Here is a 14,620-nt window from a genome sequence, read left to right as displayed (position 1 = left end):
TTCGATTATATTACGTTGGGCTTCTCAACAAAGACCATGCTCCCCTATAATAGAAGAAAAATGAACGGATGCGGACAATGACCGATACTGCCAAGTTTATATATAGCGACGCTTACAGCCAATATGATTTTGGTGCAACCCACCCTTTTAACCCGGTTCGCTTAAGAGCTACCAAAAGTTTAATCGACGCGTTGCATCTAGTCTCTGATGACCAACTGGTGCTTCCCGCCCCGGCCACGATAGACGATCTAGTCCGTGCTCATCACCGTTCGTATATTGACATGGTACAGCACTTCACCAACCTGGAGGATGTGAATAATCCTACTTTGCTTAAGCGCGCAGCAGCATACGGTCTAGGCACCGAAGACGACCCTGTCTTTCCCGGGATGCATGACGCTGCCCGGTTGGCCGTGGGCGGTACGCTGGCTGCTGCTCAAGTCATTGCTCAAGGCGAGGCCATGCATGCGCTTAACCTCGCTGGAGGCTTGCACCATGCTAAGGCCGCCCAAGCCTCTGGTTTCTGTATATACAATGATTTGACGGTCGCAATTCATTGGCTGAGAGAAAAGACACAATGGCGAATTGCTTATATCGATACAGATGCGCATCACGGGGATGGCGTGCAGCAAGCATTTTATGATGATCCCCATGTCCTAACGATCTCATTTCACGAAACCGGCCAGTATTTATTTCCGGGCACAGGCAGCGTTGAAGAAACGGGCACAGGGGCCGGACAAGGCTACGCGTTGAATGTCCCCCTCCGTCCTTATACGGATAACCAGTCGTGGCTTGAATGCTTGGAACGCATTGTCCCTGCTGCCTTACAGCATTTCCAACCCGATATTATCATTAGTCAGCACGGCTGCGACGGCCATTATTGGGATCCCTTGACGGACTTGTTTGCCACGACCGATTTCTACGCAAAAGTTCCAGCTCTTGTCCACCAATGGGCCCACACCTATGCACACGGTCGGTGGCTCGCCACTGGCGGTGGAGGATACGAAATTTGGCGTGTCGTGCCGCGGGCATGGACCCTGTTATGGGCGGAGATGTCCGACCAGTCCTTAGACGTGAATACGCCCCTTCCGCAATCCTGGCTCGACACCTGGCAACCGCTGTCATCTCCCCCATTGCCAACCACCTTTTTTGATCCTCCTGAATCCTTTCCACCCGTAGCCCAATCCTTTGCCATCACCCAACAAAATCGGGAAACGGTCGATCGTCTCAAGCGCTTAATTCCGTGGTTATGACGTCTACCACAACGCAAAAAATCATGGGCCGCTCTTCTTACGCCCTTTCGGGTGAGGACGTATGTCTTCTTGTTGATAAGGACCCTATGGAGCCTCATTGAGGCCAATTCAGAAAATATCTGCTAAATAATTAAATAAAATGCCTCTAGTCACCGCCTCTTTGTTGTGATCCGTGCTATAATGAATGCGTACAAAATGTGAAAGAGTTCACAAGGAGGCCGATATTGATGAAGAATACATCCAACGAAGTGCTTTGCCCCGTGTGTCAGCGTTACACCGTACGTTATCAAACGCTAAAGTTGACCGGCGATGTGTATGCCATTTGCGAAAATTACCCAGAATGCTCGTATGTCAGTCGCTTAGACAATCCTGCCCGCGATCATGCTGCCATGCAGCCCTCTGCTTAATATGATAAGAGGCATGGCTACCGCTATCGCGCTTCTAATCCCGAACCTTCTCGCTAACACAGATGGTTGGGGATTTCTTTTTAGGTAACCTTCAAATAAAAAAGAAGGCGGTCACCCGCCCCCCTGCTAAGATACACGTTGCCGCACTTGCCATGCCTTTGTTGACGGAGGTTTTGACCCGCTATTTTGGATCTGCTGCCGACAATATCGCCCAGAACCGTATGCCACGGCCCACACCACAACGAGAGCAGACCCCACAACCACCACCGCTCCGGCCACCAACAGTCCTGTTAGAAATGTCACAAACGGCATGATCTACGCCCCCCTTATATAAAACATAACGCCAAAGGGAAGCATTCGGTTTCATACGAGCCGCTCTTGCCATTAGAGTTCGTATGGAAGAATTTCTTTCAAATCATGAATAGTCTCCGCTTTGACTTCCGTAGTGTCCTTATCCCACTCACTGGACGGCACAAACCACAACGCCCGAATAAAGGGCACGTCACTGGCCAAGGCCGCCTCGCGATCATTATTCGTATCGCCAATCATAATCGCGTCGGCAGAATTCTCTTCACAGGTGTTTAATACTAAATTGATGCCCTCGGGCGACGGCTTGGGATAAGCCACGTCCTTTGCCGTCACTATTTTTATAAAATAGTGACGCAAATTGAAATGGGCCAACGTAATATCTGTGGTATCGCGTTCTTTATTTGTCACAATAGCCATCTTAATGCCAAGATTAGCGAGGCCATCCAAAACGCCAACAATTTCCGGCGACAGCGTGACCGTATCGTGTCCCGCTTGGTAACACTCAAGATAATCCGCGAGAATCTCCGGCCAGCGCTCGCCAAATTCTCGGGCGAAGATCACAGACTCGCCTGGGCCAAACATGGCATGCACTTGTTCATCCGTCAACTCGCGATGGCCATATTTGCGAAAAACCTTTTGAAAACACCGCGTAATCAATGGCACCGTGTCGATTAAGGTACCGTCTAAATCAAAAATGACCAAGCCCACTGCTCATCCCTCCAACAATTCTTTATTCTGCTTTTTCATGGGCATTCTTTACGGTAAATCGCAATTCATGGCTGCGTGGAAATTCCCGGGGAATAGCCTCTTTCAAAACAGTCGAAGCGGTATCGTCGTCCACAGACCATACTTGTTGCACGAATCCCTGTTCAATCACGTCCATGTGCCCGTTTGGGTGGCGGACAATAGAGACACTCCGATCTTTTTTGAAATTCAAAATTTGAAGGCTCGTCCCTGGCTTCAGTCGGTGAATCATCTGAATAGCCGTTTTTACGGCACTGCGCGCTGGCACTTTGCTCATTCGCATCCCCCTGACTTCTCAGTCATCCAGTAGGCTTGCCGTGACGTTGGACGCATCCGCTACAGGTCGAGTTTGCCCCCATTTGCTAAGAGGACGCCCCACTGCATGCCATACCATGCCTCCCATGACCAACGCCATGCCCGCTATACTGGCCACGTCGGCATGGCCCGGTAGGTGAAAAATAAGGGCCAACAACAATGTAAACACGATTTCCATAGACTGCGTGGCTTCCACCTTAGCTAGCGTGTCCGGCCTGCCTTGAGCCTGGTCGGTGGCGCGGAAAAAAAGTGCCGTAGCCACAATCCCTGATGACATAGCTACCCAAAAGGTCTCTTCCCATTGCCAAACGGGTGGCCTTCCAGCTGAGACCGAAGCAATCCCAGCCAATACAATCCAAAACGGCAAACTACCAATGGTCATCCCTAAAATGCGAGTTACGGCGGAAATGTCTCCAGTCGTCAATGCCATCATCTTCCGATTCCCTAACGGATATGCTACGGCTGACAGTAAAACGGCGGCCAAGCTCACAAACAACGATTGATTCAACGCGACATGACTCTGCCACTGCACCATCGCGATCCCTGCAAGAATCGGCACCGAGGGCCATAAGTGACGCCAAGGAATCTTCTGATGGGTTGTAAAGGGCACAAGAAGACTTCCAATAATGATGGTGAGTTGAAACGTGCTCGCCACCGCCCATGATGGCCCATATGCAGCAGCAAAAGTCAGTGGGGCATAAAATAAACCAAATCCAACCGTGCCCCACAAAAACCAAGGCCATGGCCGACGAGTCATCAAGGAGGCCAGTTTGGGCAATTCCCCGCGCCATGCAACCCAGATAGCCAAAACAGGCACGGTATAAAAATACCGTAACGAACTCGTCCAGAGCCAACTACCCCCATGAAGCGACATGGTTTCTCTCTCAACCATATCTCCTTTGCCATAGTATGATGACATTACAACGCAATGTGCTCCATACCGCGAGGACCAAAAAATACCACGGTATCATACCCGGCTTCGCGAGCTAGTACCCGCGCCTGTGGAAAATACAGCCCAACATTTTCTGGTTCGTGCGCGTCCGAAGCAAAGGTAATGGGCACATGGGCTCTATTCGCTTCAGCAAGCAATGCGGGATGCGGATAAATTTCCTTAACAGGCCGTCTGAGACCCGCGGTATTTATCTCCAACGCCACACCCATATCGGCTAAAACTTCCACAACTTCCCGATAAAGGCCGAGCAAAAAGGACTCAGGTGGCTTCTGGAATCCATAAATTTTTGGCAAGTCAGGGTGAGTAATCGCTTGAAAGAGACCCGATTGCGCCGCCTTCATTGAATATGCATAATACTGCGTCCAGATTTCTTCCACGGGCTGGTGAAAATATTGTTCTTTCATCTCGCTAACGTCCAGCCCAAAATCGCCAATAAAATGAATCGACCCTAAAACAAAATCCCACGGATACCGCGACAAAAATGTCCGAATGCCATTTTCGTTTTCGGGAACATAATCCATTTCCAAACCGACGGCGATGGGATAGCTAGGGCGCACCACATCCAAAAACGCTGTATACCCCGCTAAAGGATAACGACACCGTTGGCGCGACCACTCTCCGGGCAACAGCCCTTGTGCCTCCGTAAAGCGGTAAGCATGTTCTACAATTCCTATGCCGCTCACTCCACGGCCTTCCCCCACTGCGAGAAACTCTTCCAACCATGCAATAGGGTATTCTAATGGCGAGTATGGGCCATGTTCCATATGCACATGATGGTCAAACCACATCCATAGCGCTCCTTTGTCTAACCTTGCTTTGTATTTTTACTCGTACCAATGGACTGCTTGTGTATTCTATGGCAGAGAAAATATACACCAAAATAGCCTCACATTAAAGGCAATAATGGCAAAGGGTGGGTTCGTGGTAATGCGCAATAATCTTGACCAAAACCGCGTTTTCCACAGCGCATTCATCATCCATTGCGGAATCCCAGCCAATAATAATGGCGGCAATACCAGGCTTAACAATGCATATTGCACCATGTGCCCCGAAAAAAGGTAGTCATCGGCTATCAGTTTTACGGGCGTCCCCATCGCAATATAAAAGGTCAATAGAGCCGCGACAAAATAAATTTTCTGCAACAGTGGCGTCTCAGGCAGGTCGTCACCAAACCGCGCCTTTAGCGGCCCGAGAAGCTGAAAATATACCACCAACAAGATGATAACCAGCAGCATGACTTCTGGGTGCCATAACGCAAAGAAATTATAATGCTGAAATAGGAACGCCATTGACTCACCCTCACTTGCCCCTTAAATCAAACCCATTCGTTCTGCTCAGTATTATAGCGACTAATTACACAGTCAGCCGCGGTTTTTGTGGATCTCGGCGTGCTTGGCTCGCTTGCTCAAAAGCAAACGCCATACGTATGAGCCGCGCTTCCTGAAACGCGCTTCCGGTAAATGTCATCGCCAAGGGGCGGCCCTCACGCGTATATCCTAATGGCACGGTGACCGACGGATAACCGGCCCTCGCGGCAATGTCAGCCCCTTTTGCACCTAAAAACACGAGCGCATCGAGGTCGTGCCGAGCTAAGGTCCGGTCAATCCCTTCTTGGCGCGACCATATGAGGTCTTGGTGGCGGCCACGCAAGTAACGTGCATCCGTCAAGCGTCCCTGTGTTCCTTCAGATTCAATAAGTACAGCCTGTCCATATTTTAGCGCTTTAGCAGGATGACTGCTATTAAATGCGATGACCTCTTGCAATGTCCGAGGCGCCCCTTGCAGCCATTGCGCTAAATACGCGTTCACTGCGACCCGGAATTCATATAAGAGGACATCATAAGTCCAATCAGCTCCCGCGGTGTCAATATCTGCCGGGTCGATGATTGTCGCCCCATGCCTGCGCATCAGATCCAACGCCTGCTCAAACAAGGCCCGCTCTTCGTCTGTCGTATCGTCCCAATAGATATGCCGCGGCACGCCAATACGCACTTGACGGAGGCCTTGGGGATCTAAATCCCTCACGTAATCGGGATATCCTGGGGCCATCGCGGTGACGGGGTCAGCCGAGTCGTATCCTTGTAATACGCTTAAGACTAGCGCCGCATCTGCCACGGTTTTGGCCATGGGGCCCGCGGTATCTTGCGAATACGCAATGGGAATAATCCCCGAACGACTCACCAGTCCTACCGTAGGCTTGATGCCCACTAAAGAATTTTGTGAAGACGGGCTTAATATCGATCCCGATGTTTCCGTCCCAATGGCCACAGGAGCCATTCCTGCTGCGACAGCGGCCCCAGACCCGGAGCTTGATCCGCCGACATCGAAGACTCCCGGCCCGTAGGGATTCAAAACTTGGCCCCCCAGAGCACTGTACCCATTGGGCATATGGTCTGCCATAAAATTCGCCCATTCCGTTAAATTGGTTTTGCCTAAAATAATAGCCCCCGCAGCACGGAGTTTTCGGACAATAAAAGCCTCCCCCGTCGCATACGCCTCGGCCAAAGCCAATGATCCGGCTGTTGTATGCATGTCCGACTGCACCGCGACATTGTCTTTCACCACAATCGGCACCCCGTGCAGCGGCCCCACCGCCCCTTGGCCATACGTACGGTCAGCTGTTTGCGCTAGACCCATTGCATATGGATTTAGTTCTTTAATAGCATTTAACCGGGCATTGTGTGACGCGATCGCGGTTAAACATGTCCAGACCCACTCTTCCGCGGTTTCCAATCCCTTATGGCGCCGTTGCCAAAATTCCTGAATGGCTGACACACGCGAACCCCCCGTCATTAATTTGTGGATGCGCACCGGCGATTCTCCGAATTGACGTCGATACCCTCCAAGGGTATCATAAAAATTACTGGAAATGCCAGGCACTTGAAATGGGACGCGAGCGCACCCCCCTTGAGCAATCATGGTCCGTGACGTCGACACATGCAGGGCGGCAAGCTGCATTCCCAGGTTGAATTGGAGGCTTCGGGACAAGATAACCGGAGACATCATGTCATTAGATGAGGTGATATTCATGGATCGGCGTAAAGTTATCATTCTGGGTACGGGCCCCGCAGGCCTCACCGCTGCTATTTATGCCGCACGGGCTAATTTAAAGCCGCTTGTCATTGAAGGCAACGAACCAGGCGGCCAGCTGACGTTAACAACAGAAATTGAAAATTTCCCAGGGTTCCCGGACGCCATTTTAGGTCCTGATCTGGAAGCGTACACTGCTGACGCTTTGATTATTTCTACGGGAGCATCGGCCAAAATGCTGGGAATTCCCGGCGAAGCGGAATTGATTGGCCATGGTGTATCTACTTGTGCGACCTGTGATGGTTTTTTCTTTCGGGATAAGCCCATTATCGTTGTCGGGGGCGGCGACTCGGCCATGGAAGAGGCCAGCTTCCTGACGAAATTCGCCTCCGAAGTCACCATCGTCCACCGCCGGGAAACGTTACGCGCCTCAAAAGTTATGCAAGACAGGGCGCATGCGAACCCGAAAATCAAATGGGCTATGGATCAGACCCCCATTCGTGTCGTGTCGGAAGACAATCACGTCACGGGTCTCGAAGTCCAAGACAACAAAACCGGTCAAAAACATATCATTCCCGCAGAAGGGCTTTTTATTGCCATTGGTCACAAGCCCAACACCAGCTTTCTCAATAACCAACTCAAAACGGACAAAGTGGGGTACCTCAAAACCAATTTGCATAATTCTGCGACCAGCGTCGAAGGTATATTTGCCTGTGGAGACGTGATGGATCCCCACTACCGTCAAGCCATTACGGCAGCTGGCAGCGGATGCAAAGCCGCCATGGATGTGGAAAAGTATCTTGAAGGCGCATTTGTCTATGATTGGTCCATGTCGGAACCCGATTAGACGGCGTCCCAACAAGCGCCCTCTTATGCAGTGCGTTGCATAATTTTGTTTGACAGCTCGGGAGCTTTACGGCACTATTAGGGAGACATCCCCCACAATTTAAGGAGGAAGATTTATGGCTCATGTCATTACCGGGTTATGCCAAGACACCAAAGATCAGAGCTGCGTGGAAGTTTGTCCTGTCGACTGCATTCACCCGGCGCAAAGTTTGGACGGAGACGAGGCGTTTGAAGCAACGCCCCAACTGTATATCGACCCTGACGTGTGCATTGACTGCGGCGCGTGTGTCCCTGAATGCCCCGTTGGTGCCATCTTCATGGAGGAAGACCTCGCTCCCGAAGACGAAAAATACATTGAAATCAATGCCGCCTTTTATCGAAAATAGCATTCTATGTTGTGTTCCAGCCGAGCGCTTTTTAACGCTCGGCTTTTTTTGACATCCCCTGCGAACTATAAGCAGTCTTACGCCGCACGCTCTTCACCGCTAAAAATTTGCATTCATCTATTGCCTCATTTCATCGGGAACACGGTCGTTCCCACCAAAGATCACAAGACGCCCCAAGAATAGTTCTTTGGGACTATCCGTAAAAATGGTGAAACGACGTACCATGAATATGAGGTGAGTTTAACATGGATTCTAATCGGAAAGGGTTATTGTGGTTAGCTTGGCCCGTGGTTAGCACTGCGCTTTTTGTGCTCATGTTTCGGTCGGAATCAGGCTTGCCGATGCATACGTCATGGCGAATTACTATAGCTCTTGCGGCGATATTCTTTATTGGCCAATCGGCCTTGGGCTTTTGGTTATTTTGGATGCGCGCTCACCAAATTGCGCCCCCACGTACTCGTCGTCCCGGACGGGTTATTGACCTTACGGCGTACCGCAATAAAGAGTCTCATATGACGGACAGCTCGCGCCGCTAGGATCGCCTTTTTTGTAAGGCCATCCGCGGCGCATTACTGGACACCTTGTTGGTCTCGGGATTAAGGTACCATTCAAGAGCTTCCGCAATCAGCGTATCTTCATCCTTCTGTAAACTTTGTGCTTTTTCGGCAAGTGCCTGATAAATTTCTGTTTTAATGGATAGGTTCAATTTACAAGTTAAAGGCAGAACCATCGTATCGCCTCCATCAGAAAACGACACGGAGTGCCGCTTCATGACAATAGTGGACAAGATAGAGCATAAAGAATTATGGCCGATCTTCCCGCAGAAGTATAGCCTTTCCTCGCTTTTTTCTTAAATTTGTGTGCTTTCGTAATGTCTACAGAGATTTTTCTGTGGACAGTGGCTCCGCGTGGCTTCCATAAGGATACGACGGCCACCCTTTCCAATATCGACTCAAAAGAGCGGACGAGCCCGTCGCGACCACCGTAAAGGGAAAGACCGATAGGAACGGAAACCATGGGCTTGTTTTAATCAGCACAGGAAAAATGGCGAATGCCACCGCCGGAGGAAAATACATGCCCAGGGGCGGCAGAATGACAAACGCCACCAAAGCTGCCAGCGCAGCCAGAAATGGTCCGTGTCCCCATAGAGCAATCAGACTGCCAATCCCAGCGCCCACAGTGCCCCCGGCAATGATGGGAAAGGGCTGCGACACGTGTTGTTGCGGTAACGACACGATGAGGCTAAGCGTTGCGCCAAAAGGTGGCACAAGAAATGCGGTCACTCGCCATGGGAGATGATCTACGGCAGCAAAAAGCCCCAAAATAAGAAAAAACCACACGTAAACAAACCAAGGCAATTGAAACCGATGATAATGCAGTCGGTGATGCCACATGATATCTGGCCCTCCTTTTCCGCCGCAAATAGTGTACCATGTCATTCCCCCATGGATCCTAGATAGCTGAGGGATTTTTCGGCTGAGACACACATCAGTGAACAAGAAAAAAGCCGCTCCCGGTTACCCGAGGCGGCGATCGGAAATATTCCACAACCCCTTAACGATTCTTGTTCTTAAGCGTTGTGCTGTGAGGCAGCCCGCTGACACCTGGGTGCAAGAAGGTGCGAATTTGTGCCACGGCAATTCCTACTTCACCAAATCCCGTCGCAATTAGTTTCACCTTACCGGGGTAAAAAGCGGCGTCCCCTACGGCCCAAATGCCCGGTCGAGTCGTCATCATCGACTCTGGCGCCACCTTAATGGTCGAACCTTTTAATTCAAGCCCCCAAGTTTTCACAGGACCCAAATCCGGATGAAAGCCCAAACCTCCGATAATTGCATCCACATTCAATTCGTGCGAACCCTTTTCTTGATGGCGAATACGCACACCCGAAACCTCGTCCGCCCCTAAAATCTCTTCAACTTCAGCGGGCGTGACCACGTTGATATTGTCCGTCTCGTGCATCTGTCGCACGCTGTCCTCTTGGGCACGAAATTCATTCCGACGATGCACCACCGTCACCTGCCGCGCCTTGCCCGCCACAGCTAAAGCCCAGTCCACGGCCGTGTCTCCGCCCCCGACAACCAACACATGTTGGCCCGCAAACGTATCTAAGGGAGGCACAAAATAATGCAGGCCCTTCCCTTCCCAACTCTCCGCCCCTTGAGCGGGGATTCGCCGCGGCAAAAAGGACCCAATACCCACGGCCAACAAAATTGCCCGCGTACCGTGTACACCCTTGTTCGAATGTAAAAGGAACGTGCCATCCGCCAACGCTTCTACCGTTTCAACGGACTCCTTCAACACCACTTCGGGCCGGTAGCGCTCCATTTGCGCGACTAGGCTCAGAGCAAGGTCTTTTGCCGGTACAGCAGGAAATCCCGCCACGTCGTACACAGGCTTTTCAGGATATAGGGCGTATAATTGCCCTCCTAATTCCGGCAAACTCTCAATAATTTTTACTTTCATGCCGTGAAGGCTGGCTAATGTGGCACCAAACATGCCCACCGGGCCTCCACCAACTATCGTTAAGTCAAATAGTTCCGTCCTAACCGCCTCCAACTCTGTAGTTCCCCGGCTCTTCCAGGCGGCATGCCGACCGCAGACAGCTACGGCTCCTCCATGTACAAGACTCAGGCACTAGATGATGCAAAAAAGCACTTTAGTCATTTAATTTAGCGTATTAAGTCGTTGTTGGCAAGAATTCTGCACCACGTGTTGACGTTCAGCCTTGCGGAAAACGTCGTGCTTGTGCGGCGAATGTTTGGGAAATCACGCGAAGCGCCGTACTCATCGTATCTAGGGGGCGATGGATTAACGCAAGTTGGCGGAAAGCGGTCGGATTCAAGTGCCTCACGACGACCTGGCCCACATCCGCAAATACCCGAACCGCCTGATTCGGAACAATGGAAATCCCCAGACCGGAGGCCACAAATCCAATGACCGTAGCAATACTGGTCGCTTGAAAGATAATGTTCGGTTGAATCCCATGCTCGTGAAACAGAGATAGGACCGTACGCTGCAAACCTGTGCCGGCATCGAGACCAATAAAAGGATATCCCCCCAACGTTTTCACCAATAAGGGCTCCTCAGCAAACCCTGACTGGGCACTGTCAATCACGACGAGTTCTTCACGCCATAACGGGACAATATCGATATCCGTGTAATGAATAGGCAAGGTGACAACCGCCAAATCCAGATCACCTTGGCGGACTTGTTCCACCAAATCCAACGAACGGCCCTCCGACACAACCAAATGAACATCAGGATATAAGGTCAGCATACGACGATAGACAAAGGGAAAGTGCGACGCTGAGGCCGTTGGTATAATGCCCAATTTGACATCGCCATGAACTTTGCGGATATCCTCCAAATCGTCGGCTAAGGATCCGACGTCCCGTAAAATGGCTCGAGCGCGATCGACAACGATTTGCCCCTCTGCGCGGACGGTAATCCCTCTGGCGCTCCGGTCTATTAGCCGATGCCCAATGAAATCTTCGAGTAATTGGATTTGATGAGTCACTGTCGGCTGAGCCACATCAAGGGCTTGAGCGGCCGCAGAAATGGATCCATGATCAGCGACCGCTACGAGACATGTTAACTGTCGTAGCGTGATATCCATCACTTTCTCCTATAAATTATTTCTATATCTATGTATACCCCAAAATGCCTTGGTCGTCTACAGAATGCGGTCTTTAATAAAGTAAGAAAAAGAACGGAGGTGACCGCATTGAACAGACACGTACCGGATTCGGCCTATAAATGGTGGGCGTTGTCGGCAACCAGCATGGGAATGTTTATGGCTGTGCTGAACGACACCACGTTGTTAGTGGCCCTGCCGACATTGATTCGCGCTCTTTACCACGGCCAGTTTGGCCGCCGGTTTTGTATCTAACGGGCTAGCTTTGTTGATAATCCGTGCCATTCAGGCAATCGGAGGTTCCCTGGTATTGGGCAATGCCACTGCTATTGTGGCCGACGCCTTTCCTCGAAAACAGTTAGGACTCGCCCTCGGCATTAATAGTATTGTCATCGCCGTCGGCATGGTATTAGGTCCCGTATTGGGGGGGCTATTAGTCACGTTGTTCAATTGGCGGTGGGTCTTCTGGTTCAATGTCCCCGTGGGTATCCTGGGAACCTTGTGGGCTGCGCGCCAGCTGCATGACGTAACGAAACCTTTACAAGGACAGCGCATCGATTTCGCTGGCAACGTTAGTTATATGTTGAGCTTGTTAGGGGCCCTTATCGCGATAACATGGGGCGGGATCGTTGGATGGCACGCCCCGGTCGTTTTAATCGCAGCCATAAGTGCGGCAGCTGGATTTGTGTTCTTCATTCGTTGGGAAAACACCGCGCCGAGCCCCCTTTTAAACCTCTCATTATTTCGCATCCGGGCATTCGCCATGGGAAACCTCTCTAATTTGTTTATTGCCATGGCTCGCGGGGCGATCGTTCTGCTGTTCATCTTTTATTTTCAAGGCGCTCGTGGGGAAGATGCCTTAGAAGCCGGCATTTCCGTCATTCCCATGGCCATGGCCATGGGAATCATTGCCCCCGTGTCGGGATGGTTTGCGGACCGCATTGGGGCCCGTATGTTGGCCACAGCTGGCGCCATCGTCATGGGGATAGGGCTTATTGGGTTTGCCACCACAATTTCTCTCAACACGCCCTATATCGATATTGCCTCATGGTTGGTTATCGCCGGCATCGGCAACGGCTTGTTTAACTCCCCGAATACCAGTGCCATTATGCGCGCGGTCAACGCTCATGAACGGGGAATTGCTGCCGGTACCCGGACCATGCTTTTAAATACCGGCAACGTCTTTTCGATTGGCATGGTCTTGGCGCTTGTAGCGTCCACAGTACCACACCCCGTCATGTTGGCCATTTTTTCGGGTCAACCCGCCCATGTTGACCATACGGCGTTGACAAACTTTTTACGCGGCTTGAGCCTGGCCTTTTCGGTTATGGCGATGATGGCCTTTATCTCTGCGGCCTTATCATTTTTGAGGGAGCCCAAGCACGCGGCGGCGCTACATGAAGCCCACGCGGCCAGTCAATAATACCAACAGACCAAAGGGAGCAGACCAAAGCAGATGGAGCCTGGTCTGCTCCCTTTGGTGATTAAGAATTCGCACCCGTATCTTGCGGACGCAAGATATCAACCAAGCTTGCCAATCCTGTCACATCCCCGGGCAAGATGAGCTTAGAGGACGGCGATTGGCCAACAGTGGTTAACGTTTCAAGGGACTTCAATTGCAACAACGCATGCATGCGTTCTGGGCGCCAATCATGATCTTCGTTTTCAGCGAGGCTCAAGACTGCAGTATTCATCACGCGAGTCGCCTCTGCTTGGGCCTCAGCCAATTTGCGAATGGCAATGGACTCCGCTTCTGCCTCAAAAATACGGGCTTGTTTCGCGGCTTCGGCCCGCATGACAATAGCTTGCTTGTCTCCTTCGGCTTGCGCAATGGCGGCTTGCCGCATGCCTTCCGCTTGCAAAATGCTTGCTTCCTTCTGTCCCTGCGCCTGTTCAATAGCTGCTAATTTATTGGCATCCGCCTTCTTCTGAGCCTCCATCGCTTTTTGCATTTCGTCAGTCAAATCCACCTGGCGAATCGAAGCCTGAACAATGCGAATCCCCCAAGGTCCTGTTATCTCATCTAATTCGTTGCGCAATGCCGTATTAATCTGCTCCCTATGTGTCATAACCTCGGCCAGCTTACGCTGCCCCACCTCCGAACGCAGGGTCGACGACACAATGTTCTTAATGGCGAGCTCCGGGTTTGCAATTTCATAGAGGTAGCTTTTTGCATCGACGACTTGATATAAAAAGTACGCATCAATCACAGGGCTCACGTTGTCCGCTGTGATAACCGGTTCAGGAGATAAGGCCACCGTGACTGATTTCGTACTCACGAGTTTTAACGAGTCGACCAACGGCAGTTTAATCGTCAAGCCAGGCGGCGCTTCGTGATGAAATTTTCCTAGACGTTGAATAACCCCTACAGAGCCTTGCGGGACGATGCGTAAAGTCCCCCGCAAAATCAACACGACAACGATTAATACCATTCCAATCAAAAACTCGACCATCATGGGCACTCCCTTTCAAGACAGGGCCGCGACAACGATCAGGACCACCCGGTCACGCGCGACAACCCACACCTTTGTACCGGCCGCGATAGCGACCGGATCCTCGGTTGCCGCCGACCATTGCTGGCCATTCACCTTCACAATGCCCAGACCAGTTCGGTCTTCAGGAATGGCTGTTATGGCTATCCCAGGCGCCCCGACAAGTTGGTCAACCGTAGACCGATATGACATCTCCCTCACCTGCGTTGTTTGACAGTACTTGCTTTAATCATAGTCATCTCAGCGTGGTGT

At 51.2% G+C, this 14,620-nt stretch carries 20 protein-coding genes; 7 read left to right on the top strand and 13 right to left on the bottom strand.

Annotated features, from left to right (window positions below; all coding sequences use genetic code 11):
- The first annotated feature begins 68 nt into the window (after window positions 1-68).
- The gene (locus tag ORD20_RS12660) at window positions 69-1,250 is read left to right on the top strand and encodes an acetoin utilization protein AcuC (RefSeq protein ID WP_242968399.1); all 1,182 of its coding nucleotides are present in this window, start codon (window positions 69-71) and stop codon (window positions 1,248-1,250) included.
- A gap of 224 nt (window positions 1,251-1,474) precedes the next feature.
- Window positions 1,475-1,657: a hypothetical protein gene (locus ORD20_RS12655; RefSeq protein ID WP_158246220.1), complete on the top strand. Its 183-nt coding sequence runs from the start codon at window positions 1,475-1,477 to the stop codon at window positions 1,655-1,657.
- 126 nt (window positions 1,658-1,783) lie between these two features.
- Here ORD20_RS12655 and ORD20_RS12650 read toward each other — a convergent pair whose 3' ends face one another.
- The 7 genes from ORD20_RS12650 to ORD20_RS12620 form a co-directional block, all read right to left on the bottom strand.
- On the bottom strand, window positions 1,784-1,969 hold the full coding sequence (locus ORD20_RS12650) for a hypothetical protein (protein ID WP_103375090.1): 186 nt from the start codon (window positions 1,967-1,969) through the stop codon (window positions 1,784-1,786).
- A gap of 72 nt (window positions 1,970-2,041) precedes the next feature.
- Entirely contained in the window at window positions 2,042-2,674 is a 633-nt protein-coding gene (locus ORD20_RS12645; RefSeq protein ID WP_103375089.1) for an HAD family hydrolase, read from the bottom strand.
- A gap of 22 nt (window positions 2,675-2,696) precedes the next feature.
- Window positions 2,697-2,987, bottom strand: coding sequence for a hypothetical protein (locus tag ORD20_RS12640; protein WP_103375088.1), 291 nt, complete (start codon window positions 2,985-2,987; stop codon window positions 2,697-2,699).
- Between the two features lie 18 nt (window positions 2,988-3,005).
- Window positions 3,006-3,917 (bottom strand): DMT family transporter, encoded by a 912-nt coding sequence (locus ORD20_RS12635; protein ID WP_430626241.1) that lies wholly within the window; start codon window positions 3,915-3,917, stop codon window positions 3,006-3,008.
- A gap of 26 nt (window positions 3,918-3,943) precedes the next feature.
- Window positions 3,944-4,765: a histidinol-phosphatase gene (locus ORD20_RS12630; protein ID WP_103375087.1), complete on the bottom strand. Its 822-nt coding sequence runs from the start codon at window positions 4,763-4,765 to the stop codon at window positions 3,944-3,946.
- A gap of 66 nt (window positions 4,766-4,831) precedes the next feature.
- Entirely contained in the window at window positions 4,832-5,266 is a 435-nt protein-coding gene (locus ORD20_RS12625) for a cytochrome c oxidase assembly protein (protein WP_430626240.1), read from the bottom strand.
- A 64-nt stretch (window positions 5,267-5,330) separates the two neighbouring features.
- Complete coding sequence (locus tag ORD20_RS12620) at window positions 5,331-6,752, bottom strand: amidase family protein (RefSeq protein WP_242968397.1); 1,422 nt, start codon at window positions 6,750-6,752, stop codon at window positions 5,331-5,333.
- Between the two features lie 253 nt (window positions 6,753-7,005).
- Here ORD20_RS12620 and ORD20_RS12615 point away from each other — a divergent pair, with 253 nt between their 5' ends.
- From ORD20_RS12615 to ORD20_RS12605, 3 genes are all read left to right on the top strand, one after another.
- The gene (locus tag ORD20_RS12615; RefSeq protein WP_430626239.1) at window positions 7,006-7,854 is read left to right on the top strand and encodes an NAD(P)/FAD-dependent oxidoreductase; all 849 of its coding nucleotides are present in this window, start codon (window positions 7,006-7,008) and stop codon (window positions 7,852-7,854) included.
- 115 nt (window positions 7,855-7,969) lie between these two features.
- Window positions 7,970-8,239 (top strand): 4Fe-4S dicluster domain-containing protein, encoded by a 270-nt coding sequence (locus tag ORD20_RS12610; RefSeq protein WP_103375084.1) that lies wholly within the window; start codon window positions 7,970-7,972, stop codon window positions 8,237-8,239.
- Between the two features lie 245 nt (window positions 8,240-8,484).
- Window positions 8,485-8,775, top strand: a complete 291-nt coding sequence (locus ORD20_RS12605; RefSeq protein ID WP_103375083.1) for a hypothetical protein — start codon at window positions 8,485-8,487, stop codon at window positions 8,773-8,775.
- Here ORD20_RS12605 and ORD20_RS12600 read toward each other — a convergent pair.
- The 4 genes from ORD20_RS12600 to ORD20_RS12585 all read right to left on the bottom strand — a co-directional run bounded on the left by ORD20_RS12600 (window position 8,772) and on the right by ORD20_RS12585 (window position 11,858).
- On the bottom strand, window positions 8,772-8,969 hold the full coding sequence (locus ORD20_RS12600) for a hypothetical protein (RefSeq protein ID WP_103375082.1): 198 nt from the start codon (window positions 8,967-8,969) through the stop codon (window positions 8,772-8,774). The two genes, ORD20_RS12605 and ORD20_RS12600, sit on opposite strands and share 4 nt — an antisense overlap.
- A 145-nt stretch (window positions 8,970-9,114) precedes the next feature.
- Window positions 9,115-9,633: an HPP family protein gene (locus ORD20_RS12595; protein WP_158246219.1), complete on the bottom strand. Its 519-nt coding sequence runs from the start codon at window positions 9,631-9,633 to the stop codon at window positions 9,115-9,117.
- 160 nt (window positions 9,634-9,793) lie between these two features.
- Window positions 9,794-10,798: an NAD(P)/FAD-dependent oxidoreductase gene (locus tag ORD20_RS12590; RefSeq protein WP_103375080.1), complete on the bottom strand. Its 1,005-nt coding sequence runs from the start codon at window positions 10,796-10,798 to the stop codon at window positions 9,794-9,796.
- A gap of 163 nt (window positions 10,799-10,961) precedes the next feature.
- Window positions 10,962-11,858 (bottom strand): LysR family transcriptional regulator, encoded by an 897-nt coding sequence (locus ORD20_RS12585; protein ID WP_103375079.1) that lies wholly within the window; start codon window positions 11,856-11,858, stop codon window positions 10,962-10,964.
- Between the two features lie 108 nt (window positions 11,859-11,966).
- Between ORD20_RS12585 and ORD20_RS12580 the strand changes: the two genes are divergently transcribed.
- The gene (locus tag ORD20_RS12580) at window positions 11,967-12,131 is read left to right on the top strand and encodes a hypothetical protein (protein ID WP_430626238.1); all 165 of its coding nucleotides are present in this window, start codon (window positions 11,967-11,969) and stop codon (window positions 12,129-12,131) included.
- The gene (locus tag ORD20_RS12575; protein ID WP_430626237.1) at window positions 12,109-13,299 is read left to right on the top strand and encodes an MFS transporter; all 1,191 of its coding nucleotides are present in this window, start codon (window positions 12,109-12,111) and stop codon (window positions 13,297-13,299) included. The genes ORD20_RS12580 and ORD20_RS12575 overlap by 23 nt, the downstream gene beginning before the upstream one ends.
- 61 nt (window positions 13,300-13,360) lie before the next feature.
- Here ORD20_RS12575 and ORD20_RS12570 read toward each other — a convergent pair whose 3' ends face one another.
- Window positions 13,361-14,332, bottom strand: a complete 972-nt coding sequence (locus ORD20_RS12570) for an SPFH domain-containing protein (RefSeq protein ID WP_103375077.1) — start codon at window positions 14,330-14,332, stop codon at window positions 13,361-13,363.
- 12 nt (window positions 14,333-14,344) lie between these two features.
- Window positions 14,345-14,560: an NfeD family protein gene (locus ORD20_RS12565; RefSeq protein ID WP_103375076.1), complete on the bottom strand. Its 216-nt coding sequence runs from the start codon at window positions 14,558-14,560 to the stop codon at window positions 14,345-14,347.
- Window positions 14,561-14,620: the final 60 nt, after the last annotated feature.

Source organism: Sulfobacillus thermotolerans (genome assembly GCF_039623705.1).
Classification (GTDB): domain Bacteria; phylum Bacillota; class Sulfobacillia; order Sulfobacillales; family Sulfobacillaceae; genus Sulfobacillus; species Sulfobacillus thermotolerans.
The sequence above is the reverse complement of the archived record's forward strand: the minus strand, read 5'-3'. Positions and strand labels throughout refer to the sequence as shown.